The organism is Vreelandella titanicae BH1, assembly GCF_000336575.1.
Classification (GTDB): domain Bacteria; phylum Pseudomonadota; class Gammaproteobacteria; order Pseudomonadales; family Halomonadaceae; genus Vreelandella; species Vreelandella titanicae.
In genome coordinates this window covers 588,614-612,142 of the sequence record NZ_AOPO01000001.1, presented here as the reverse complement: position 1 = coordinate 612,142, position 23,529 = coordinate 588,614, and the positions used below count along the sequence as shown (strand labels likewise).

The following is a 23,529-nucleotide window of genomic DNA, read 5'->3' as shown; positions in this document are numbered from 1 at the left end:
TGCCATTTGGCAAGCCCCGTTGCGTTAACGACGGTGATGCTTATCCGGCATGCCGCCTGGCCAGTCCTTCAGCCAGCAAGATGACGGCCCGCTTTGCCAGCGGTGAAAGCGGGGCATCCTCGCGCTCCAGTGTGGCGACCAGGCGATGCTTCATGGAGCGTGCCCAGAAGGTTTCCAGGTGGCGGCAGGTGGCCGCTGCCGCCGTTTCTTCATCGCGACCGCCGCCCAGGTTAGCGGCGATCTGGTTGGTCATGTGAATCAGCTGGTTATCGTGGTGCGACGACATGGTGTCTCTCCTAAGCCGTGGCCATTGCCGCCGTAGCGGGTCGATGGTAGATCAAATGGCGGCCGGGCCGTGCAAAGCCTGCCAACAGCAGCCCCGACGCCTGGGCTTGCTCCACAGCCAGGGCGGTGGCCGCCGAGACAGCCACCAGTGCGCCAATGCCGGCACTGGCGCACTTGTGAACCATCTCGTAGCTGGCGCGACTGGTGACGAGCGCGAACCCCTCACCTAGCGGGCTGGCCTCGTGGGCGAGCGCACCGATCAGTTTGTCCAGGGCGTTGTGCCGACCGACATCCTCGCGCAGTTGTCTAATGTTCCCCCAAACATCGCACCAGGCGGCACCGTGGCTGGCGCCAGTGGCCGCCTGCAGCGGTTGGTGGGCGGACAGCTCCCGCAGGGAACGCTGGATGGCGGCATCACTCAACGGCGGCGCCATGACATGGGGAATCGGCCGTATGGCCTGCTCCAGGGCTTCGGTGCCGCATAGCCCGCAGCCAGTGCGTCCTGTCAGGCTTCGCCGCCGCTGTTTGAGCTCGGCCATTCGCTGGCTGGCAATAGTGAGATGAATGGTGAGGCCTTGAGGCTGTTCGTGGATGTCTAGATCGTAGCACTCGTCAACGTTTGCCAGGATACCTTCGGAAAGGCTGAAGCCCAGGGCAAACTCCTCAAGATTCGTCGGGCTGGCCATCATCACTGCGTGGGAGATGCCGTTGTAGACCAGTGCCACTGGCCTTTCCAATGCCAGTAGATCCTCCTGGGCATCGGCGTACCAGCCGTTGGTACCCCGGTGCACTTCCACCCGCTGGCGCATCAGGGCTGCTTGCGGCGCTGGCGCCGTGCCGTTCATAGGTGAACTCATGGAACCTCCTGCTGGGCCTTGGCCAGGTAATCACGCTGGGCCAGGTCGAAGGCGCTAAAGCGTTGCTGCCAGGCCGAAGGTTGGCTGACCTTCTCCACCTGCACTGCCGTGACCTTGTACTCCGGGCAGTTGGTGGCCCAGTCCGAGTTGTCCGTGGTGATGACGTTGGCGCCACTGCCGGGGTGGTGGAAAGTGGTGTAAACCACGCCTGGCTGCATACGTTCGCTGAGCCGGGCACGCAGCACCGTCTGGCCGGCACGGCTGGTGATGCCCAGCCAGTCGCCGTCGCGGATGCCGCGTAGCTCGGCGTCAGAAGGGTGTAGCTCCAATACGTCCTCGTCGTGCCAGCGCTGGTTGTCGGTGCGCCGGGTCTGGGCTCCCACGTTGTACTGGCTAAGGATCCGGCCGGTGGTGAGCAGTAGCGGGAAGCGGCGGTTGGCCCGCTCCTCGGTGGCCACGTACTCGGTAATCGCAAAGCGGCCCAGCCCGATGGGGAACTCAACCTCGTGCATGGTCGGCATGCCCAGCGGGTACTCGGCGTTGCAGGGCCACTGCAGGCTGCCGTGTTCCTCCAGCTTGGCGTAGCTGACGCCCGCGAAGCTTGGCGTCAACTGAGCGATCTCGTCCATGATTTCGGAAGGGTGGGTATAGTGCATCGGGTAGCCCAGCGCATTGGCCAGATCCTGGGTGACTTGCCAGTCTTCCTTGCCTGCCAGCGCCGGCATCACCTTGCGCACCCGGTTGATGCGCCGCTCGGCGTTGGTGAAGGTGCCATTCTTCTCCAGAAAGCTTGAACCCGGCAGCAGTACGTGGGCGAACTTGGCCGTTTCATTGAGGAAGATATCCTGCACGATCAGGCAGTCCAGCGACGTGAGCGCCGCCTCGACGTGCTGAGTGTTGGGATCGGACTGGGCAATATCCTCGCCCTGAACATAAAGCGCCTTAAAGGTGCCTTCGATGGCAGCATCGAACATGTTGGGAATGCGCAGCCCCGGCTCGTCGTCCAGTTTCACGCCCCACACGGCCTCAAAGCGGCCGCGGGCGATAGGGTCGGCCACGTGCTGGTAGCCAGGCAGCTCATGGGGGAAGGAGCCCATGTCACACGAACCTTGGACGTTGTTCTGGCCACGCAGCGGGTTGACACCCACGCCTTCGCGACCAATGTTGCCGGTGGCCAAGGCCAGGTTGGCAATGCCCATCACCATGGTCGAACCCTGGCTGTGTTCGGTGACGCCCAGCCCGTAGTAGATGGCACCGTTGCCTGCCATGGCGTAGGTACGCGCGGCTTGGCGCACGGCCTCGGCGGGTACGCCGGTAATCGCTTCGGTGGCCTCCGGGGAGTGGCGCGGTTCAGCAATAAACTCACGCCAGCTGTTATAGGCATCGGTGTCGCAGCGCTTGGCCACGAACGCCTTGTCTTCCAGACCTTCCGTCACCACCACGTGACCCAGCGCGTTGACCAGCGCCACGTTGGTGCCCGGGCGCAGCGGCAGATGTTGGGCCTCGCTCATGTGCGGGGTCTTTAAAAGGTCGATACGGCGAGGGTCGGCGACGATCAGCTTCGCCCCCTGGCGCAGGCGTTTGCGCATCAGCGAGCCAAACACCGGGTGGGCATCGGTGGGGTTGGCGCCGATCACGATAATGGCGTCCGCCTTCATCACCGAATCAAAGGTCTGGGTACCAGCGGATTCGCCCAGCGTGGTCTTCAGGCCGTAGCCGGTGGGCGAGTGGCAGACCCGTGCGCAGGTGTCGGTATTGTTGTTGCCGAATGCAGCGCGAATCAGCTTCTGCACCAGATAGGTCTCTTCGTTGGTACAGCGCGACGAGGTGATGCCGCCGATGCTCTCGCGGCCGTGCTCGGCCTGAATCGCCTTGAGACGGGTTGCGGCAAAGCCGATCGCCTCTTCCCAGCTTACTTCGCGCCATGGCTGGTCGATGCTGTCGCGGATCATCGGTGTGGTCAGGCGATCCGGGTGGGTGGCGTAGCCAAAGGCGAAGCGCCCCTTCACGCAGGAGTGGCCGTGGTTGGCGTCGCCGCCCTTGTAGGGCACCATGCGAACCAACTGATCGCCCTTCATCTGGGCTTCGAACGAGCAGCCCACCCCGCAGTAGGCGCAGGTGGTCACCACGCTTCTATCCGGCACGCCGTGATCGATCACGCTTTTTTCCATCAGCGTGGCCGTGGGGCAGGCCTGCACGCAAGCCCCGCAGGAGACGCAGTCCGAGTCCATGAAGGCGTCGTTCTGGCCCGCCGACACCTTGGAGTCGAACCCGCGGCTATCGATGGTTAGCGCGAAAGTACCCTGGACTTCGTCGCAGGCGCGCACGCAGCGCGAACAGAGGATGCACTTGCTGGGATCGAAGGTGAAGTAGGGGTTGGATTCGTCCTTGACGACGTCCAGATGGCTCTCGCCCGTAAAGCCGTAGCGCACCTCACGAAGCCCCACGCTGCCCGCCATGTCTTGCAACTCACAGTCGCCATTGGCGGGGCAGGTCAGGCAGTCCAGCGGGTGGTCGGAGATGTACAGTTCCATCACGTTGCGACGCAGCTTGGCCAGCCGTTCGTTCTGGGTGGTCACCTTCATACCCTGCACCACCGGCGTGGTGCAGGAGGCGGGAAAGCCCCGACGCCCCTCTATCTGCACGGCGCACAGTCGACAGGAACCAAAGGCTTCCAGGCTATCGGTGGCGCAGAGTTTGGGAATGTTGATATCCGCCAGCGCCGCAGCGCGCAGCACCGAAGTGCCTTCCGGCACGCTGATCGTCACGCCGTCGATATCAAGGCTCACCGAGGCAGTGCCGACGGCCTGAGCAGGGAAGGGCGTGCCTAGGTCTTTTCTGTGCCCGGCGTTGCTGGCATGCTGGCTGGGGTCGAAGTGCTGAATCATGATCTGTCTCCGTTTGCCGTCCGCTGGAAATCCTCAGAAAAGTGTTTCAGGGCGCTCTGCACCGGGAAGGGGGTCATGCCGCCCATGGCGCAGAGCGAGCCGTCTACCATCGTTTCGCAAAGATCACTCAGCAGGGCGAGGTTGGCCTCGCGATTGTCGTTGGCGCGAATGCGATCGATTACCTCCACGCCACGGGTCGAGCCGATACGACAGGGCGTACACTTGCCGCAGGACTCCACCTTGCAGAACTCCATGGAGAAACGCGCCTGCTCGGCCATATCGACGCTGTCATCGAACATCACCACACCGCCGTGACCGACGCCTGCACCGACTTCGGCGAAGGTTTCGTAATCCAGCGGCATATCCCACTGGCTTTCGGGCAGGTAGGCACACAGCGGGCCGCCGACCTGCACGGCGCGCAGCGTTCGGCCGCTTGCCGTGCCGCCGCCGAACGCTTCCATCAGGGTGCGCAGGGTGGTACCGAACGCCAGCTCCACCAAGCCGCCGCGCCGAACGTTGCCCGCCAGTTGCAGTGCCAGGGTGCCCCGGGAGCGGCCCATTCCATGGGATGCGTAGGCCTCGGCACCTTCGGCGAGGATAAACGGCACTGCAGCTAAAGAGAGCACGTTGTTGACCACGGTAGGGCGGCCGAACAGGCCCTCGATGGCGGGCAGCGGTGGCTTGAAGCGCACCAGCCCGCGCTTGCCCTCCAGGCTTTCCAGAAGCGATGTCTCTTCGCCGCAAATGTATGCCCCGGCGCCCAGACGTACTTCCAGATGGAAGGCGCGGCCGCTGTCGCGGAGGTCGTCGCCGAGATACCCGGCCTGTTCGGCGCGGCGAATGGCCTCGTCGAGGATCTCTTTCGCCAGCGGATACTCCGAGCGCAGGTAGATATAGCCTTGGGTGGCGCCCACCGCGAGGCCGGCAATCGCCATGCCCTCGATCAGCATGTAGGGGTCGCACTCCATCACCAGACGGTCGGCGAAGGTGCCGGAGTCGCCTTCATCGGCATTGCAGACGATGTACTTCTGATCGGCTGGCGTATCGAGCACCGTCTGCCACTTGATGCCGGTGGGGAATGCCGCCCCGCCGCGTCCGCGAAGCCCCGAGGCTTTGACTTCCTCGACGATATCCTGGGGCTCGCGTTGCAGCGCAGCCTCCAGGCCGCAAAAACCGTTATGGGCGCGATAATCCTCAATCGATAACGGGTCAGTAATACCGATACGCGCGAAGGTCAGCCGCTGCTGGCGGGCGAGGTAGTCGATTTCTTCCGTGGGGCCCTGCGCCAGTGGGTGGCTGACGCTGCCTTCCAGCAGGCCGCTATCGAGCAGCGCGGTGACATCGCCGGGGGCTACCGGGCCGTAGGCGAACCGGCCGATGGGGGTGTCGACTTCCACCAGTGGCTCAAGCCAGCTCAGCCCGCGGGAGCCATTGCGCACCAGCGTGATGGGTTGGCCGCGTGCGGTTGCCTCCCTCTCCAGTCGGCTGGCGATCGTATCGGCGCCCAGCGAAAGCGCGGTGGTATCGCGGGGTACATAAACGCGGACGCTCATCCCATCACCTCCAGCGGCCGGGTTTGTAGCTCATCTATCAATTCATCGAAGGCTTCCGGCGTGACGCGGCCGCGTACGCTGTCGTCCACGCGGATCGACGGGCCGCAGGCGCAGTTGCCCAGGCAGTACACGGCCTCGAGAGTAATTTCGCGATCCGCCGTGGTCTGGTGGTAATCGACCCCCAATCGCGCTTTGGCGTGGGCCTCGAGCTGGCGCGCCCCTACCGATTGACAGGCCTCAGCGCGGCAGATCTGCACTACGTGGCGCCCCGGCGGCGTGGTGCGAAAGTGGTGGTAGAAGCTGATGACGCCGTGCACTTCGGCACGTGTCTGGTGCAGGGCATCGGCGATGATCGGCACCGCTGCCTCAGGAATAAAGCCGATGCGATCCTGAAGGGCGTGGAGGATCGGCAGTAGGGCGCCGGGCTTGTGCTTCAGGGCGTCGACCTCGGCCTGAATAGCCTGCGGCGCCCACTCCTGGGAATGGTTCATGGTGCCTTCCTCACTACTGTTTATTATGTTTTAAATATGCACTGTTTTTCATATTTAAAAAGGCGTGCATCACGGTTGATCTAACGCTAGCATCAAGTTAATGACTGCAAAATATGAAATTGTTTGCCTATGAAACGGATCAAGGTAACGCCCACCTGGTGCTTTAGCGATGAAGATGGGCACCGTCTCGATACCAACCTTCTGCGCCTGCTGGGGGCGGTGCATCGTCATGGCAAGTTGACCCATGCTGCCGAAGAGGCGGGTATTTCCTACCGCCATGCGTGGAATTTACTGCGCCAGGGCGGAGAGTTTTTTGGTGTCACCTTGGTAGAAATGGCGCGTGGGCGAGGGGCGCGGTTATCGCCGCTGGGTGAAAAGCTGCTATGGGCCGAACAACGCGCCACCGCTCGGTTAAGCCCGCAGCTTGATAGCCTGAGCTCAGAGCTTAACCTTGCCATCCAGCAGCACCAGGAAGGTGTGCACCCCGTACTGCGTCTCCACGCCAGCCACGGTTTTGCGATAGAGCTGCTGCCGCAGCATTTGGGGGATCTGCAGCTTGACCTGCAGTACTGCAGCCCTCTGGAAGCGTTGGCGGCGCTTAACCGCAATAGCTGCGATCTGGCGGGTTGCCATCTTCCCAGAGGCGCGGTGGGCGAGAGCATGCGGCGCAAATACCGCCGACTGCTCAAGCCTCGCTATCATCGGCTGGTAGGTTTTATCGCCCGCCAACAGGGGCTAATGGTGGCGCCGGGTAACCCGTTGGGGATTGATGGCGTTGCAGCGCTGGCCGACAGGTCGGCCACGTTTATAAACCGGCAGGCGTCGTCGGGAACCCGGGAGCTTTTGGATGGCCTGCTGGCCGAGGCGGGTATTGCTGCAGCCAAAGTGAACGGTTATGAGATTGAGGAGTACACCCACTCGGCGGTGGCGGCCTATGTAGCGGCGGGAATGGCGGATGCAGGCTTTGGTGTCGAGGCCGCCGCGCAGCGGTTTGGACTTGATTTTGTGCCGCTGGCCACCGAAGACTACTTGCTGGCCTGCCACAATCGCTCCCTGAAAGAGCCTAAATTTGACGATTTTTTGCAAGCGTTGCGCAGCGCTTCCTTCCAGGAGGCGGTGCAGCGCCTGCCAGGTTATAGCCCGAGCCAGTGTGGCTGCGTGATCGAGCTTGCCAGCTTTTTATAAGGTCGCTCTGGTTGGAAGAGTGTCAGAGGTAGCTACGTTGGTGTAAGTATCATGAGTATCGCATTTAAACTATAGGCTCTCTCTTTAGCTAGAGAGGGCCTATAGTTCAGCAATATCATTTAGTGGATTGCGGTTATTCTAAAAGGTAGTGACCCACAAAATGATGTTAGGAAATAGTGTAAATACGCCTATAGCGCCAAGTAAAATAAGCCAGTAAGGCAAGGAGGCCTTTGCAGCAGATGTTAAATTAACTTCATTTTTAGAAATGGATGATAGGACAAAGAGATTGAGTCCTACGGGCGGCGTTATCATACCGATCTCTATAAGTAGCGTGACAATAATACCGAACCAGATGGGGTCGAACCCTAAGCTTGTGATCATCGGGAAGGTGATGGGGAGAGTCATGAGAAGCAGTGATATGCCATCAAAGAAACAACCTAGCACGATATAGACGATGACGATCATCAGAAGTATGCCATATGGGCCTAGCCCAAAGTTGCCAATCGTTTCGACTGCAGTACGAGGAATGCCTAGTAGGCTGACAGCTTGAGAAAGGATCACTGTACCAATCAAAATCATACCGATAGCGGTAAACATGATCGAGGCGTGCTTAAACGCCTGCCATAGTCTTTTGAAGGTTAAATCACCCCATGTTAAACCTAAAACGATACTGGCCACTACGCCCAAAGCCGCCGACTCCGTAGGCGTCGCGATCCCCAGGTAAATAGTTCCCAGCACGAAGAAAATAAGTACGGGAAGAGGCCATATCTCCTTGAGTCCAGTTATTACGTGCTTGAAGGTCACTTTCTCTTTAAACGTAGGGGTTACTGGCTCGCCAATTTTAGAGCGGATCATGATCCATGTGGAAAAGGCGGCAGCAATGAGCAAGCCTGGCAGCATACCAGCGATAAAGAGCTGGCCGATAGAGACGTTTTGAGTTGCTCCGTAGATGATCAATGCCAAGCTGGGGGGAATGAGAAGCCCAAGGGTGCCCCCTGCAGCTAACGTGCCCACCACTACACTTGGTTTATACCCACGTTTTGTCAGTTCAGGATAGCCAACTGCGCCTATGGCGGCTGCGGTAGAGGTGCTTGACCCGCTAACCGCACCAAACAGCGTGCAGACGGCAATGTTGGTATGGAGTAATTGCCCTGGAACACGCGCGAACAGAGGGGTTAGGCCGTTATAGACGCGTTTTGACACGCCGCTTGCGAGAAGTATTTCACCTAAAAATATGAATAGAGGAACTGCGCTTAGCGTAAAATCCGTTAGCATGTTCCAAGTTGCGTTAATCGCCAAGGGGGTGGCGCCGTTAGCTTGAAAGTGAAGCAGGAGTAGACCCGTAAGCCCCAGCGCCGCCCCTAGGATTGCGCCACTGGTTAAAAATAGAACTAGCGCCCCGCTCAAGAGTAACCAGCTCATATCGCATCCTCCGCTGAGGCAGTGTCTGTCGTGGGCTGTTTAAAACCATGGCTGAGCTGAATCAAGATGCACAGCATCATGGAAAAAGGCATGATTGCCATCCACGGCCATAAGAGAATGCTACTGATATCCGTACGCGAATTGAGCGAGAACGAGAAGTTCATGAAATTCCAGGACTCAAAGGCGAAGATGGCGCAGAACGTGAGTAATACGACGACGCCAATAAAGTCCATTATCCTCGCGATCCCTGCTGGCATCAGGTTGACGAGTATCTCTATGCGTATGTGGCGGCCCTTATTGAGCACATAAGGTAGACAAAGGAAGGTCAATGTTAAGAACAGCAGCCCCGCCAGCTCATCGGAAAAACGCAAAGGATGACCACCCAGATAGCGCATCAAGGTGCTGACGAATATCAGTGCCGTCATTGCGATACCGCTCATAACGCCCAATAGAAAGAAGGCATAGGCGGTATGGTTCAGTACAGTGTTGATTTTTCTCATCATCACGACTAGCTCCAAAAAGAAAGAGCCAATAGGTATTGGCTCTCGATTGGTTTATGTACCCATTACTCTTCGGAGATCGCTTGAGTGACTGTCTCGTAGTAGCGTGTGCCGTCCTCGCCTGCGTTTTCCGCCATGGCTTGCCACGCCTGCCAAGCGGCGTCTACAAAGGTTTCAACGTCATCATCTGAGAAGTCGGGAAGCATGGTGATTCCCAATTCTTTACGCTCTTGACGCGCCTGCGCTTCGCGCTCTGGATCAACAGCAGTGGCGCGGGTCTCGTTCCAAATCTCTTCACCGGCTTCTTCCAGAGCCTTACGTTGGTTGTCGTTGAGGCGGGATAGCGCTTGTTTACTGATACCAAAGAGCCATGGGGAGGCTGCCCAAGGGTGTAAGTAAGACTCGTACTCGGTGACTTCTTGAAGCGAAACGGTGGGGGCCACGGTAGATAAGTAATAGGCACAATCTACAACGCCTGTTTGAAGTGCCATATACATATCGTTTTGCGGAATGACTTGAGCTGAAATGCCCAATAATTCAAAAGTATCCACAAGGTGTCTGGACCAGACGCGGACTTTTTTATCCTCTAGGTCTGCCAAGGAGTGTACCGGCTCTTTGCAGTGCAAACCTACATCGAAAATAGGAGCAACGACGCCACCAACGATTTGAATATCCCAATCTGAGAAGCCGTCTTCATAGAGTTCCCTGATTACATCAAGAATTTCGTCATGTTGGGAAGATTCCGTAATGGCGCCCTGAGCATATACAGATGCCAAGGCAGGCGCATCACGTGTGTAATATTCACCATACAGTAGTGCCATATCGACCATGCCCTGCTGCAATACTCTCAGCATGTCGGCTTCTTTAAGACCTAAGGCGCCTGCATGGTAGACTTCGATGTCAAGCTCGCCATCTGACTTTTCACTCACTAAGCTAGCGAATCTGTTGATCTGCTCTGCTTCAGGGCGAGATTGTGAAAGCCCGCTATGGAATTTCAACGAGATGTTCTCTGCCTGGACACTCCCGATGGTTGTTAAGGACAAAAGAGTTGCAGCGCCCAGAGTAACTTTTTTGCTTTTAGGATTATTCATAAGTTTATTTCTCAGAGGACAGGGGGATGGATTTTCATCTTGAATCAGTTACGACTTTCGAAAAGGTATTTTTTGCGACACTAAGGGCCTAAATAGCGACATTTGATGAACTTTTAAAAAGTACGTGGCGATGGGTATGTTTTTGTTATCTGACGAAGTAAGGCGAGAGGAAGATTCGCGCCGCGGGACGCTAGAGGCTAAGGTTGTATTAGTAGTAGGCTCATGAGTGAAAATGACAAAGCCATCTCTACCCAGTGCGATATCGAAAAGTTCAGTGAAAGCCGACTGATGTAATACTCGATTGGCTAATACGGCTGAAATTCGTACTTTTACTATAAGGTTTTTAAATAATATAACTATTTTTTAATTTTTAACCAGTCACGTAGGGTTCGTGTAAATTGGTCAATTTGATACAAGATTGGGCAGGTTTTACATGGTTGGGTTTGAGATCTTGTGGTGTTGGTGAATTCTAATTATCCTGATTTTATTGGTTTATTTTTCCATGGCGTGATTTTTGCTTAACAATAACTATGACTTAAAAAATTGAGGTTCATCATGAAGGATAAATTCTCAAGCATATTGAAAAATAAAAACATGGCTTACATTTCTTCGACTGACTCTTTAGGGAAGCCTAAGATAACAAAAAAAGTAGCTTTTATACTGCTAGAGAATTTTTCAATGATGGCTTTCACTGGCGCTGTGGATGCACTCGTTACAACGAATTTAATGCAATCTACTACGATGTATGAGGTCTTGGTGGTGGGTAGCGAGGCGCCTGCAACGGTTTCTGACTTAGGTATTGAGGTGGCCGCGGATTATTCGTTAGACCAGTTCGATGCTACAAGCCTCAATATTGATGTGCTGATTGTATGCGGTGGCCTGCGTGTACTTCCTAAAACAACCCTCCTACTGCGCAGCAAACTGAGGCATGCCGACAGCAAAGACATGATGTTAGGAGGGTTATGGAACGGCGCCTACTTCCTTGCAGAGGCAGGATTATTGAACGGCTACCAGTGTGCTTATCATCCTGATGGCCGCGCGATGATGGCAGAGCAGTTCTGGGATGTATCGGTATCTAGCCGTAGCTTTATTGTGGATCGTAATCGTATCAGCTGTGCCGGGGCGAGTAGCTCATTGAGCATGATGCTTGAAGTAGTCAGAACTGATTGTGGCAATGAGGTGGTCAGTGCAGTTGAAGAAATGCTTAGCTGTGATAAGGGCTTAGACTCCCCAGATATTTCAACGATAGGTGTCGATCAAAACCTCACTCTGCCAGAAAAATTGAAAATATCGCTGCAATTGATGAAAAATAATATTGAAGAGCCTTTATCCATATCCGAAATAGCTAATTGGGTTAATATTTCGAGACGCCAGTTAGAACGTATGTTTGGTAATTACGTTAATGCTAGCCCTTCTCGATACTATATGGAACTTCGTCTAACGCGTGCGCGCCAGCTCCTTCAGCAAACTAACAAGCCCGTTGCCGAAGTGGCAGTTGCCACCGGTTTTGTGAGTATCTCTCATTTTCGCAGCTGTTTTTTCCAGCTCTTTGAAGTAACACCGGGACAGTTTCGAAAGTCGTGCCAAGCTGGCGAACATTCAATGTGAACTTCTTATTTGAATTCACGATGAATGCACTGAGGCTAGATAAGCGTCACCTTAAAAAGAGAGCCAATAAGGCTCTCTTTAAAAAGTGCAAACGCTGACTTAACCACCCGACCAACCCAACATAATCGGCACGTAAACCACTAACAGCAGCACCCCGATCAGCCCCAGCAGGTAAGGGATGATCGCGCGGGTAATGCGCTCCAGCGGTAGCTGGGTGATCGAGGATGCCACGTAGAGGTTGATCGCCACCGGTGGGGTAATCATGCCGATCGAGAGCCCCACCACGATAATCAAACCAAAGTGGATCGGATCAATCCCCAACTGCAGCACCAGCGGTAGCAGCACCGGTGTGAGGATAATCAGCGCACTGGCGGTTTCGATAAACACCCCAGTGAGCAGAATGATCCCCACGATCAGCAGCATAATCACATAAGGGTTGGTAGACAGCGACAGCACGGCCTGGGCAATCGCCCCCGGCACTTGCCAGCTAGACAGCGTCCAGCTCAGCACCGCCGACATGGCAATCACCAGCATAATCACCGCGGTGGTCATCGCTGAACGGATCAGCAGCTTATAAATCTGGGGCAGGTTAAGGTCACGATACACAAACAGCGACACCAGCATGGCGTAGTTCACCGCCACTACCGCCGCCTCTGAAGGGGTGAAGATCCCCGAGAAGATACCACCCAGGATAATCACCGGCGTCATCAAGCCCCAGCTGGCGTCTTTAAAGGTCGTCCAGATGGTTGCCAGCGAGAGTGGCGTGCCCTTGGGGTACTGGCGCTTATACGCCTGAGCAATGGCAATGGCCATTAATCCTAGCCCCATTGCCAAACCCGGCAAAAAACCGTTTAAAAACAGCTTGGAAACGGACTGCTGGGCAATCACCGCGTAGATGATCATCGGCACCGAGGGCGGTATCACCACCCCGATGGTGCCGCTGGCGGCGATCAAGCTGGCTGCTGAGGCCGGGTCATAGCCTTTGCGTTTTAGCTCAGGCACCAGACTGGAACCCACCGCTGCAGTGGTCGCGGCGCCAGAACCGGAGATTGCCGCAAAGAACATGCCCGCCATCACCGAGACCACCGACAGCCCGCCGCGCATAAAACCGACCAGCGAATCGGCAAAGCTGACCAGTTTTTCGCTCACCTTACCCTGGGCCATTAAATCCCCAGCGAGGATAAACATCGGGATAGCCACCAGGGCAAAGGAGTTAATGCCCTGGAACATCTGCTGGGTGACCACCATCAGCGGCACGCCGGATTGATAGAGCGCATAGAGCGTGCTGGCGCCAATCGCAAAGGCAATCGGCACGCCCAGCAGCATAAACAGGAAGAACAGCCCAAACAGCAGCAGCGTCATAGCGACTCCTCCTGGGGTTGGGAGGTTTCACCGTTAATCAGCAGCTCGATGATATCGACCAGCGCATACCACGCCATAATCGCTGCGCAGATTGGCATCACCGCGTAGACGTAGGTCATCGACAGCCGCAGCGAGGCGGATTTCTGAAAGCTCTGCACCTGCATATAGCGGTAGCCGATAACGATCAGCGTGATCATAAACGCCAAAACAATCAGCAGGGCGGCAAGCCGGGCGATTTGGCGCAGGCGGCCGGGCAGGGCATCCACCACAAAGGTCACGGCAATGTGTCGCCCGCGCTGAAACGCCAAGGTGCCAGCTAAGAAGGTGATCCACACCAGCAGAAAGCGGGCGACCTCTTCAGTCCAGCCGACGGCGGTGAATAGCACACGAGAGACGATCTGCAGGGTAATCACCCCAATCAGCGCCGCCATGCCCGCAAAGACCACGGGCTGTAGAATGGCGTCCAGAAAGCGTTCAGTACGCTGTAGCAACATTACCAATGGATGCGTGTGAGTGGGCACTTACTTCACTTCCTCCTGGATGCGTTGCAGATAGTCACCAAACTGATCACCGTACTTCTCATACACCGGGGCAACGGCTTCCTGGAAGGCGGCGATTTCGGGCGACTCATTAATTTCCATGCCTGCCTCAGCCAGTTCGGCTAACTGCTCGGCTTCCATGATGGCATTTTGTTCTCGGGCATAGCTAGAAGCTTCGCTGGCGGCATCGAGTACGATCTTCTGAACCTCCTCTTGAAGGCCGTTCCAGGCGGGTAAGCTCATAATGAAGATCGCTGGCGCATAGATATGCCGCGTCATGGTGAGGTAGTCCTGGGTTTCCGCCAAGTTAAAGGCATGGATGGCGTTAACCGGGTTTTCCTGACCATCAATCGTGCCTTGTTGCAGGGCGGTCAGCGCTTCTGTCCACGCCATGGGCACGGCATTGGCGCCGAGTTCCCGGAACGTATCCACATAAACCTCGTTCTCGATGACGCGCAGTGTCAGGCCTTCGAGATCCTGAGGCGCATTAATCGCGTGCTGGCTATTGGTGATATTGCGAAAACCGCGCTCAGCAAACGCCAGCCCTTTAAGGTTCACATTCTCTAATTTACCCAGTATCTCCTGGCCGATCTCACCATCCAGCACCGAGTAGGCAGATTCGGCGGAAGGGAAGAGGAAAGGCAGCTCAAAAACCGAGAACTCATCAACGAAGTTGGCCACGGGCCCGTTGGTGATCACGCCCATATCGACAGTGCCGATCTGCATACCTTCCAGAATGGTGCGCTCGTCTCCCAGAGAGGCGTTGGGGAAGATCTCGACAGAGACCGCGCCGTCGGTCTGTTCTCTGACTAACTGCTGAAACCGCTCGGCGGCGATATGGTAAGTATCTTCTGTATTTACCACGGTCGCTAAGCGCAGATTGGTAGGCGTTATTTCCTCGGCGTGGGCCATTAGCGGTAAACCAAGCAGGCCAGCGCATAGCAATGTCAAGTTTAACTGTTTGAATTTACTTGTATAACAGGATGCGGCGTGAGCGGTGAAGCGGGCGTTGTGATTCACATTATCTCCTAGTGGTGGCTGTTCTTATTGTCTTATTGGGCTTCATCTATATCACATCGAACTAACAGGGCAAATTACTTATTTTCATTCCACTATTCGCGATAATAATCCAAAAAATCTTTATAGATCTAGGGCTTGAGAGTGGTGATGGTTAGCGCTAGCCTGCAAACATTACGATTGATTAAATGCCTTGGAAGGTAATTGTAAGGCTTAGGTGATGGCTAAGTCTTGCTGCCCTTGCTCTTTATAACCACGCTCTTGCTAACCATGTTCTTACTAATCATGGCAACGCCAGCTAAAACAGGAATAACCAATGGATAAGTTGCTTAACGACCTAGTAGCGGTAGTCGGCCCAGAAGGCGTGCTGCTCGGTGAAGATGTCTCCCAGCGTAGCGTCGACTGGTTTACCGGGGCGCCCTGTCGTGCCAAGGCCATTGTAAGGCCCCGCAACACCGAACAGCTTAGCAAAGTCATGGCCTTATGCTACCAGGCCGACCAACTGGTGGTGACCCATGGCGGCATGACCGGCATTGTGCACGGTGGGGAAGCCAGCCCCGAGGAACTGGTGGTTTCCCTGGAACTGATGAACCAGATCGAAGAGGTCGACCTGGTAGGCTCTACGATTCAGGTTCAGGCTGGGGTGACGCTCCAGCGTGTGCAGGAAGCCGCGGCGGAGATCGATATGCAGTTTCCGCTCGACCTTGGCGCCCGGGGCTCGTGCACTATTGGCGGCAATATCGCCACCAATGCGGGCGGCATACGGGTCATTCGCTATGGCATGATGCGCCAGCAAGTGCTGGGGCTGGAAGCCGTACTCAGCGACGGCACCGTGGTCAGCTCGCTGAACAAAATGCTCAAGAATAACGCTGGCTACGACCTCAAACAGCTATTTATCGGTAGCGAAGGCACGTTGGGTATCGTCACCCGTGCAGTACTCCGGCTGCAGCCACATATGCCCAGCGAACAAACCGCACTGGTCGCGGTGCCCTCCTTCGATGCCTTGACCCAGCTGTTACGCAGGGTCTCCCAAGAGCTCGCCAATAGTCTTAGCGCCTTCGAGGCGTTGTGGAATAGTCACTACAAGCTGGTGACCACCGAAAGCGGCAAGCACGCGCCCCCGTTGGCCGACGACTCGCCTTTCTACGCGATCATCGAAACCCTGGGGCTAGATGACACCCAAGATGCGGAGCATTTCTCCGAGATTCTGCAAAAGGCGATGGAAGACGGCTTGATTACTGATGCTGTGCTGGCCAGTTCCGGTGCCCAGCGCCAGGGCATCTGGGCTATCCGAGAGGATATCGAAGTGCTGGTGCACCAGCTGAAGCCGATGTTCTCCTATGATATCAGCCTGCCGATTCCGCATATGGACGCGTACGTCGATACCCTGGAGAAAAACCTCAAGGAGCAGTGGCCCCAAACAGGTAAAATGATAGTGTTTGGCCATCTTGGCGATGGCAACCTGCACATCATGATCACGGTGCGCGACGACAGCTCGCAAAGCCGCCGCCAAGTTGAGCAGTTGGTTTACTCCCCCCTGAAAGAGTACGGCGGCTCGATCTCTGCCGAGCACGGCATTGGCCTCGAAAAACGCGATTACCTAAGTATTTCCCGCTCCAGAGAGGAGATAGCTTTAATGAAGCGCATGAAAGTCGCTCTGGACCCCAAGCTGTTGTTGAATCGAGGCAAAGTCGTGGCGGTGGAGTGAGCTTGGCGGTTTGATTAAGGGTCGCCCAGGGCAGTGGGGGCTGGTGTCATCAGCTCCCGGGTTAATTGCCGCAACCAGTGTATGCCAGGATCGTGATCCTTCCTTTCATCCCAGCACAGGCAGACTTTGAACGCCGGTACGTCCAGGGGCAGAGCGTAGAACTTCAAGCTATTGTTGCGGCAAATGACCCTGGCCGCGCTCTCTGTCACCACACAAAGCAGTGCTGTGGACGCCAATATTTCCTGCAGCGGATTGATGTAGGGCGTCTTGGCGACGATTTTGCGCTCTAACCCCAGCTCCCTCAGTTTTTCATTAATCAACAGCGGGCTGTCCTCACGATGCGACAAAGCGACCTGGGGGGAGTTTAAAAACGCCTCAAGGGTAATGGCGCTACTCTCGCCATGAAATGTCGCATCACCCACACAGCCAATCACATCGTCAAACAGGTACTCATGATGAGAGGTGAGCGGCAAGGTTTCGAACTGCACCACCGCCAGGTCAATATCGTGCTCTTGAAGAACTTGCTGGGCGCCCTCTGCGCTCGCGATGCGCGTGGAGAGCATGTTGAAACACAAATCTGGCGCGTGTTCCAAACAGTGCTGGATAAGCTTGGGTTGTAGCTGTTGGCTGACATAGTCCACCAAACTGACCCGAAACTCCCGCTTTGATGTGGCGGGCGAAAACTCGTTATTGCTGTGGACTGCCTGATCGAGATAGAACAGCCCTTTGGCTACGGCGGCATCCATCTGTCGGGCAAGCGGGGTCGGTTGCATGCCGTCCAACGTCTTGATGAAAAGCGGGTCGTCCATTAACAGGCGGAGCTTTTTCAGCGAGTGGCTAACGGCAGGTTGCGTCAGGCAGAGCGCTTGTGCGGTGAGCGTCAAACTCCTTTTCCAATACAGCGTGTGAAAAACCAATAGTAAATTGAGATTGATCTTATTGAGCCTGTTTGCCAGCTTCGTATGGGTGGTGTCAGCCATCAGGCGTGTCTCTTGGTTGGAAGGGCCGTCCCGGCGTGGGAACAGCCCTCAGCCACTGCTGTAAAAGCACTGTATCTAATGTCGGACTGCCTCGATGGGAAGCGAATTACTTGAGCGCTTCCTGGATGCGCGGCAGGTAATCCCCGAACTGTTCGCCGTACTTCTCATATACCGGCGCGACGGCGGCTTGGAAGGCCTCCATATCTGGATCGTCGTTGATCTCCATGCCTGCATCACGCAGCGCCTGCAGCTGTTCGCTCTCCATCTCAGCGTTCACCTGGCGCTCATGCTCCGCTGCTTCCTGGGCCGCCGCTAGCAGTACCTCTTGGGCATTTTCAGGCAGTTGGTTCCAGGCGGGCATACCCATCACAAAAATCGCCGGGGCGTAGGTATGGCGGGAGAGGGTCATGTAGTTCTGGGTTTCATCCAGGTTGAACGAGTGAATCACGTTCACCGGGTTCTCCTGGCCGTCGATGGTGCCTTGCTGCATGGCGGTGAGCGCTTCAGTCCACGCCATGGGAATCGCGTTGGCGCCCAGCTCGCGGAAGGTGTCGGTGTAGACCGGGTTTTCCATCACGCGGATGCGCAGGCCGTCCAGATCTTCCGGCGAGTTTACGGCACGCTCGCTGTTGGTCAGGTTGCGGAAGCCGCGTTCGGCGTAGGCCATGCCTTTCAGGTTCACCTCAGAAAGCTTATCGAGCAGTTCCTGGCCAATCGGGCCATCGAGCACTGCGTAAGCGGCTTCCGGGGAGGGGAACAGGAAAGGCAGTTCGAATACCGCCATCTCTTCGACAAAGTTGGCTACCGGCCCGTTGGTGATCACGCCCATATCCACGGTGCCGATCTGCATGCCTTCCAGCAGCGTGCGTTCATCACCCAAGGTGGCGTTGGGGTAAATCTCGATATCTACCTTGCCGTCGGTGCGCTCTTCTACCAGCTCTTCAAATTTGGTGGCGGCGATATGGAAACCATCCTGCTCATTGACCACGTGGGCCAGGCGCAGAGTGACGGGATCCATATCAGCAAAATCAGCGGCGTTCGCGGCGCTTACCAGCGCCAGTGAGATACCCAGTGCCAGCGTGCTACGTGCAAATGTTTTCATATTATTGTGTTCCCAATGGACTAAGGTGCAGAAGTGCTCCCAAAGCATGCACCACACCAGGGAAAACGGTCAATTGACTAAAGGTACTCAAGCGCCATACGGCTGGACACAGCGCCCCTGCACAGTTACGATACGCACCCACAAGCGCCCGTAGCTCAGTTGGATAGAGTATCGGCCTCCGAAGCCGAGGGTCGCAGGTTCAAATCCTGCCGGGCGCGCCATAATTTCAAGGGCTTACGTTAATGCGTAGGCCCTTATTTTTTGTCTGTGACCACCCTGTGACCAAATCGTGGCCACAATCTCTTAATTACCTTATTAATACACTTATTCAGTTATGACCTTTGGCTTTTACTTGTCACAAGAGTGGTCACACGCTTTATTGGCGCATCCCAACCCATTTCGCTAATGTTGATTGGCCTTTATTCGTTGGACTTGCAATAAGGCGCTATCAAATAGCATATCCACGGAGGCTGAAGAGGTGGCTAGTGAAATCGCGACGGCAGCTTCGTCACGAAACTGATGACAGACCGAGCTATTGTCATCGAGATATTGCCACCAGTGCAAAATGTCATGTTTAGCCTTTTGCATTACCTGAGCGGCAGGCGGTCGATCCGATTTGGATTGATTGGCTTTTTCAATGGCAGGTATGTCTGGCGCTGACTCACCAGTTGGCGAACCTGCTGTTTATCACTATGACTTTCCTGTCACTGCTAGGCAAGATGCAATGTACAGGTATCGTAGGAGTACGCCGTCGCAGTTGGAAATTGAGCAGCCGTTATGCCAAAGCTTTGGTAAGCAATAATCAGCCAATATTTTTACCATACCAGTTTCCTGCACGTTTGGTGTTGGGTGGAACTGAAAACTTCATCTATCGGCCAATAGCGGAAATTTAGTAAGTTTTGATATAATGGGTAGTTTGAGCGGTTTGGCTACTCCGCGCCTTCTGTAATATTTAGTTAGGCAAATATCAAATAAGCCAAGAAAAAACTCGTTACCTTTCTCTGTTCACCCTTCGCAAGTCGTCAATACCTACAGATAGCTGTAATCACAGCGTTGGATCCTAGATCAGAACGATAACCAGCTAGTGATTCTATCCGGAGGGTGGCCGTCCAGAGCTTGAAAAGACGCTCAGCGCGGTCACTGTGACTAATATCAGTCCCATACCCAGAATTTGCGGCCCTACCAGGGTTTCGCTTAACACCACGACGCCGAACAGCGTCGCGGTGACCGGTTCGACCATTGCGACAACGGAGGCCACGGCCGGGGCAGTATGTTTCAAACCAATGATATAAAGAACAAAAGACAAACCTGCGCCGAGTACACCGAGTACTGCGAATAGCGGCCAATCCGGCGTGCTCAGGACAGCAACCGTCTGGCCAACATCACTCGGCCAGATAAGAATACTGGCAAGTACCATAAGCGCGATAGAGAGAATAGCCTGCGGGCTACCGTGTGGCGCCGCATACTTGAAGCCGAAAATGAATATTGCGTAGGACAGTCCGGCAAGCAGACCAGCACCTACACCCATCGCCGTAACGCCACTCGCACCGACGTCATAAATCAGTGTAAGCAATACGACACCAAGAATCACTACTGCGATCGCGGCCCACTTCAGCGGCGTGGGACTTTCGAGCCTTAGAGCGAAGGATACGAGATATACGAAGACTGGGGCGCTGTACATCAATGTAGCCGCAACAGCAACGCTACCGTGCGCAATGCTTAAGAAATAGAACGAGAAGTTACCCCCTACGCCGACACCGGCGATGACTGACCAGAACCATAACCGGCGTTTTGTCAGGCCACTACTGTGTGGACGCAGTATTAGCCAGATGAGGACGCACAGTAGTCCGATCGCACCCGGTAGAAGGAAACCACGAACGCGTCCCAACCGTCGGCTATAAGGATTCCGCCGATCCCGCCAGATAACCCCCAGAAAAGCGCCGCCAGCACCACAAAAATTGTACTCGCACCCATCCTGTAACCTCGCTTCTCGTGTTGAACTAACATCGTTGACGGCGGGGAAGGGCGTCATGGGACCCTGCTCCGGGCCGCTGAAAGCAGTGCGTCGGTCACTGCCCGAGTATCAGGTAGGGCCGTCTGTACGCCAGCCAAGCCACTAGGCAGGAAAACCTTCATTTTCAGTTAATCCCCATAAGCCATCCTATCCAGCATCGAATCAGGAGTGCTGGAAATGCGAGCTATGAACAGGCCGATACAAGAGGCCATGTGCTTTAGGCTGGTGCAGTGGGTACTATTACTGGGGTTGCTAAGCGTTACCACAGTAGCCACTGCACAATCTTTTTTTGGCCAGCAGGAGAGCGTTCTTCCTCCAGAGCAAGTCTTCAAGCCAACACTTAGCCATGATGGCGAATCTCTGGAGATTGATTGGCAAATCGAGCCCGACTACTACCTTTACCGCCACCGTTTTTCTGCCGAAGCCGAAGGGCGTGAGCTATCGCTGAATATCCCTGACGGGGAAACTATTGAGGACGAGTATTTTGGTCGCTCTGAGGTCTATCGTCATTCGTTGAGTATGACTACTCAGCCTGGCAACGTTGAGACGATCACTCTTCGCTGGCAGGGCTGCGCCGATGCGGGCCTTTGCTATCCACCTCAGGAACAGACCTTTGACTTAGCGTCTGCTGGCCAGGACATATCCAAAACCGACGAACCATCGGATGCCACGAACGAATCCTCATTTGAAGAAAACCCTACTTCTGACCCAGAAATTACGATGGCAGAAGACCAGCAACTGGCGGCGCAACTGGCCGGAGGTAATTGGTTCTGGACGCTGGCGGCATTCTTCGGCATGGGGCTGTTACTGACGTTCACGCCTTGTGTGTTGCCGATGATACCGATCCTTTCGAGCTTGATCGCGGGGCGACGAGAGGTGGGCGAGAGCCACCGAGCGGCAGGCTTCGTGATGTCTACTGCCTTCGTCCTGCCCATGGCGGCCACCTATGCGTTACTCGGCGTGGCCGCTGCCATGGCAGGCGCCAATCTACAGATGCTGTTTCAGAACGTCTGGTTTATCGGCCTGTTCTCGCTACTGTTTATCGTTCTCGCCTTGGCCATGTTCGGCTTATTCGAATTAGAGCTGCCGAGAGCGCTTCGCCAGCGGCTTGATTCAGGCATGTCGCGTCAACGTGGTGGTCGCTTGAAAGGGGTTGCCATCATGGGCGTGCTCTCTGCACTGCTGGTGGGTCCCTGCATGACCGCGCCGTTAGCGGGAGCGCTACTGTTCATCGCTGATAGTGGCAACCCCTGGTTGGGCGGCGCAGCCCTGTTATCGCTTGGACTCGGAATGGGCCTACCACTAATCCTGATCGGCACCGTGGGTAGCCAGCTTCTACCTAAGCCGGGTGCCTGGATGATTCGCATCAGAGCGCTTTTCGGCTTTGTATTACTGGGGATGGCGATTTGGTTTGTGGCTCGCGTAATACCTGATGCCATCGTTCTCGGCCTTTGGGGCGCCCTAGCACTTAGCTTTGCGATATCCCTCATGACGCTTGCTCGTAACAACGGCCATAGTAGCATCACGCCTCAAATCTTGACCGCCAGTGCAGCGAGCATAGCCATATGGAGCGCGCTAATGTTAATCGGTGCTGCCGGCGGTGCCTCTGATCCCTGGCGTCCGCTAGCGATTTTTACATCCACTAATGGAGGTTCAAACACAGCAGATTCGGTGTTAAACGATGAACAACCGCTTACCTTTGATGAGGTTGAAGATCTAGCCACGCTAGACGCCCGTATTGCCCAGACCGGGGTTAGCGGCCAGATGACGCTCGTCGAATTTACGGCCGACTGGTGCATCTCTTGTAAGGTGATCGAACAGGAAGTTTTCGCTGACCCCACTGTTCAAGCCGAACTGGAGAATGTGCAACGATTGAGCATCGACGTAACTAACTACGACGCATCTGACAAGGAGATCATGGAGCACTTTGGCATCGTTGGGCCGCCAACGCTAATGTGGTTCGGCTCTGACGGCCACGAGCGGCGCAGTGCGCGCATTATCGGCGAGCTAGACGCTGACACATTTCTGGAGCGCTTCGATCAAGCCAAACAAACCGGCAGTAGTACCACTGGAGGTGGTTCATGAGTCCCCTGGATCGCAGCCTCGCCATCGGCCCGTTAGGCCTAAGCGTGGGGCAACTTTTGCTATTGCTTTCGATAGTTGTCGCACTGATCGTCGGAGGTTTGATAGGCCGCCGTCGAAATGTCAGCGTGGGCGATGGCATCTTCAATGCCGTGTTCTTCGGTGTAATCGGGGCGCGACTCATTTTTATCGTCCAATATGGTGAAAGCTACGACACGTTCTGGTCGTGGCTCGACATACGCGATCGCGGTTTCGAGCCGCTAGCGGGCCTTGTCGTCGCCTTGGTTTATCTTGTCTGGCGGCTATGGCGCCAACCTCGTGAGCGTAGACCGCTCGGGATAGCCGTAATATCAGGGGCGCTGACCTGGTCGCTGACGGCGGGGGCACTGGCACTCATGGTATCTCAAGGTGCTAGCATTCCTCCGACGCCGTTAACCACGCTTGAGAATGACGAAGTGACACTTCCCACTATGCTAAGCGAAGCTGATCGCCCCATGGTGGTCAATCTTTGGGCCAGCTGGTGCCCGCCGTGTCGTCGCGAAATGCCTGTATTTGAGCAGGCTCAACAAGAGCGAGACGACGTGACGTTCGTGTTCGTCAATCAGGGCGAGAACCTCAGCACCGTTAACGCCTTTTTACAGCAAGAGTCACTCGCGCTCGATAATGTCTACCTTGATCGGAACAATGCGCTCGGCCACGAAGTGGGCGCTATGGCCATGCCCACAACGCTTTATTACAACGCCGATGGCACGCTTATAGATACTCACTTTGGTGAGCTCTCTCGCGCCACCCTCAACCGCAGCCTTGAGCGTTTCAGCCCCTAACTGACTCACTACGGAGATGAC

The 23,529-nt window shown here is 55.6% G+C and carries 18 protein-coding genes, 1 tRNA gene and 1 pseudogene; 6 read left to right on the top strand and 14 right to left on the bottom strand.

Annotated features, from left to right (window positions below):
• Positions 1-40: 40 nt before the first annotated feature.
• Genes HALTITAN_RS02575 through HALTITAN_RS02555 form a run of 5 tightly spaced genes read right to left on the bottom strand, consistent with a single transcriptional unit; the run spans position 41 to position 6,074 of the window.
• Positions 41-286, bottom strand: coding sequence for a formate dehydrogenase subunit delta (locus HALTITAN_RS02575; protein ID WP_027957890.1), 246 nt, complete (start codon positions 284-286; stop codon positions 41-43).
• Positions 287-296: 10 nt separating this feature from the next.
• Positions 297-1,142 carry a formate dehydrogenase accessory sulfurtransferase FdhD gene (gene fdhD / locus HALTITAN_RS02570; RefSeq protein WP_027957889.1) on the bottom strand — a complete coding sequence of 282 codons (846 nt, stop codon included), beginning with the start codon at positions 1,140-1,142 and terminating at the stop codon, positions 297-299.
• Positions 1,139-4,030, bottom strand: a complete 2,892-nt coding sequence (fdhF, locus tag HALTITAN_RS02565) for a formate dehydrogenase subunit alpha (protein WP_039857595.1) — start codon at positions 4,028-4,030, stop codon at positions 1,139-1,141. Before fdhF ends, fdhD begins: the two co-directional genes overlap by 4 nt.
• On the bottom strand, positions 4,027-5,583 hold the full coding sequence (locus tag HALTITAN_RS02560) for a formate dehydrogenase beta subunit (protein ID WP_039857592.1): 1,557 nt from the start codon (positions 5,581-5,583) through the stop codon (positions 4,027-4,029). The genes fdhF and HALTITAN_RS02560 overlap by 4 nt, the downstream gene beginning before the upstream one ends.
• A complete protein-coding gene (locus HALTITAN_RS02555; RefSeq protein WP_039857589.1) occupies positions 5,580-6,074 on the bottom strand; it encodes a formate dehydrogenase subunit gamma in 495 nt (164 codons plus the stop codon). The genes HALTITAN_RS02560 and HALTITAN_RS02555 overlap by 4 nt, the downstream gene beginning before the upstream one ends.
• 129 nt (positions 6,075-6,203) lie before the next feature.
• Here HALTITAN_RS02555 and HALTITAN_RS02550 point away from each other — a divergent pair, with 129 nt between their 5' ends.
• Positions 6,204-7,259, top strand: coding sequence for a substrate-binding domain-containing protein (locus HALTITAN_RS02550; RefSeq protein ID WP_039857588.1), 1,056 nt, complete (start codon positions 6,204-6,206; stop codon positions 7,257-7,259).
• A gap of 138 nt (positions 7,260-7,397) precedes the next feature.
• On the opposite strand, the gene HALTITAN_RS02545 is transcribed toward HALTITAN_RS02550, so the two are convergent.
• The 3 genes from HALTITAN_RS02545 to dctP form a co-directional block, all read right to left on the bottom strand.
• The gene (locus tag HALTITAN_RS02545) at positions 7,398-8,681 is read right to left on the bottom strand and encodes a TRAP transporter large permease (RefSeq protein ID WP_009286147.1); all 1,284 of its coding nucleotides are present in this window, start codon (positions 8,679-8,681) and stop codon (positions 7,398-7,400) included.
• On the bottom strand, positions 8,678-9,184 hold the full coding sequence (locus HALTITAN_RS02540; protein ID WP_027957883.1) for a TRAP transporter small permease: 507 nt from the start codon (positions 9,182-9,184) through the stop codon (positions 8,678-8,680). The genes HALTITAN_RS02545 and HALTITAN_RS02540 overlap by 4 nt, the downstream gene beginning before the upstream one ends.
• 62 nt (positions 9,185-9,246) lie before the next feature.
• Positions 9,247-10,272, bottom strand: coding sequence for a TRAP transporter substrate-binding protein DctP (gene dctP, locus HALTITAN_RS02535; RefSeq protein ID WP_009286146.1), 1,026 nt, complete (start codon positions 10,270-10,272; stop codon positions 9,247-9,249).
• A gap of 555 nt (positions 10,273-10,827) precedes the next feature.
• Between dctP and HALTITAN_RS02530 the strand changes: the two genes are divergently transcribed.
• Positions 10,828-11,880 (top strand): GlxA family transcriptional regulator, encoded by a 1,053-nt coding sequence (locus tag HALTITAN_RS02530; RefSeq protein WP_039857585.1) that lies wholly within the window; start codon positions 10,828-10,830, stop codon positions 11,878-11,880.
• Between the two features lie 99 nt (positions 11,881-11,979).
• On the opposite strand, the gene HALTITAN_RS02525 is transcribed toward HALTITAN_RS02530, so the two are convergent.
• From HALTITAN_RS02525 to HALTITAN_RS02515, 3 genes are read right to left on the bottom strand one after another with little or no spacing between them, the layout of a single operon-like run.
• Positions 11,980-13,242 carry a TRAP transporter large permease gene (locus HALTITAN_RS02525; protein ID WP_009286144.1) on the bottom strand — a complete coding sequence of 421 codons (1,263 nt, stop codon included), beginning with the start codon at positions 13,240-13,242 and terminating at the stop codon, positions 11,980-11,982.
• Complete coding sequence (locus HALTITAN_RS02520) at positions 13,239-13,736, bottom strand: TRAP transporter small permease (RefSeq protein ID WP_039858023.1); 498 nt, start codon at positions 13,734-13,736, stop codon at positions 13,239-13,241. The genes HALTITAN_RS02525 and HALTITAN_RS02520 overlap by 4 nt, the downstream gene beginning before the upstream one ends.
• Positions 13,737-13,763: 27 nt before the next feature.
• Positions 13,764-14,801 carry a TRAP transporter substrate-binding protein gene (locus HALTITAN_RS02515; RefSeq protein ID WP_009286143.1) on the bottom strand — a complete coding sequence of 346 codons (1,038 nt, stop codon included), beginning with the start codon at positions 14,799-14,801 and terminating at the stop codon, positions 13,764-13,766.
• 313 nt (positions 14,802-15,114) lie between these two features.
• Between HALTITAN_RS02515 and HALTITAN_RS02510 the strand changes: the two genes are divergently transcribed.
• Positions 15,115-16,506, top strand: a complete 1,392-nt coding sequence (locus tag HALTITAN_RS02510) for an FAD-binding oxidoreductase (RefSeq protein WP_009286142.1) — start codon at positions 15,115-15,117, stop codon at positions 16,504-16,506.
• 14 nt (positions 16,507-16,520) lie between these two features.
• Here HALTITAN_RS02510 and HALTITAN_RS02505 read toward each other — a convergent pair whose 3' ends face one another.
• Both HALTITAN_RS02505 and HALTITAN_RS02500 read right to left on the bottom strand, forming a co-directional pair.
• Entirely contained in the window at positions 16,521-17,486 is a 966-nt protein-coding gene (locus HALTITAN_RS02505; RefSeq protein WP_009286141.1) for a LysR family transcriptional regulator, read from the bottom strand.
• A 106-nt stretch (positions 17,487-17,592) separates the two neighbouring features.
• A complete protein-coding gene (locus HALTITAN_RS02500; protein WP_039857582.1) occupies positions 17,593-18,588 on the bottom strand; it encodes a TRAP transporter substrate-binding protein in 996 nt (331 codons plus the stop codon).
• Between the two features lie 144 nt (positions 18,589-18,732).
• Between HALTITAN_RS02500 and HALTITAN_RS02495 the strand changes: the two genes are divergently transcribed.
• A tRNA-Arg gene (locus HALTITAN_RS02495) sits at positions 18,733-18,809 on the top strand.
• 869 nt (positions 18,810-19,678) lie between these two features.
• On the opposite strand, the pseudogene HALTITAN_RS02490 reads toward HALTITAN_RS02495, so the two are convergent.
• Positions 19,679-20,562 (bottom strand): annotated as a pseudogene (locus HALTITAN_RS02490) (DMT family transporter).
• 217 nt (positions 20,563-20,779) lie between these two features.
• On the opposite strand from HALTITAN_RS02490, the gene dsbD reads away from it, so the two are divergent.
• Positions 20,780-22,687, top strand: coding sequence for a protein-disulfide reductase DsbD (gene dsbD / locus HALTITAN_RS02485; protein ID WP_233975283.1), 1,908 nt, complete (start codon positions 20,780-20,782; stop codon positions 22,685-22,687).
• The gene (locus HALTITAN_RS02480) at positions 22,684-23,508 is read left to right on the top strand and encodes a TlpA disulfide reductase family protein (RefSeq protein ID WP_009286138.1); all 825 of its coding nucleotides are present in this window, start codon (positions 22,684-22,686) and stop codon (positions 23,506-23,508) included. The genes dsbD and HALTITAN_RS02480 overlap by 4 nt, the downstream gene beginning before the upstream one ends.
• The last annotated feature ends 21 nt before the right edge of the window (positions 23,509-23,529 follow it).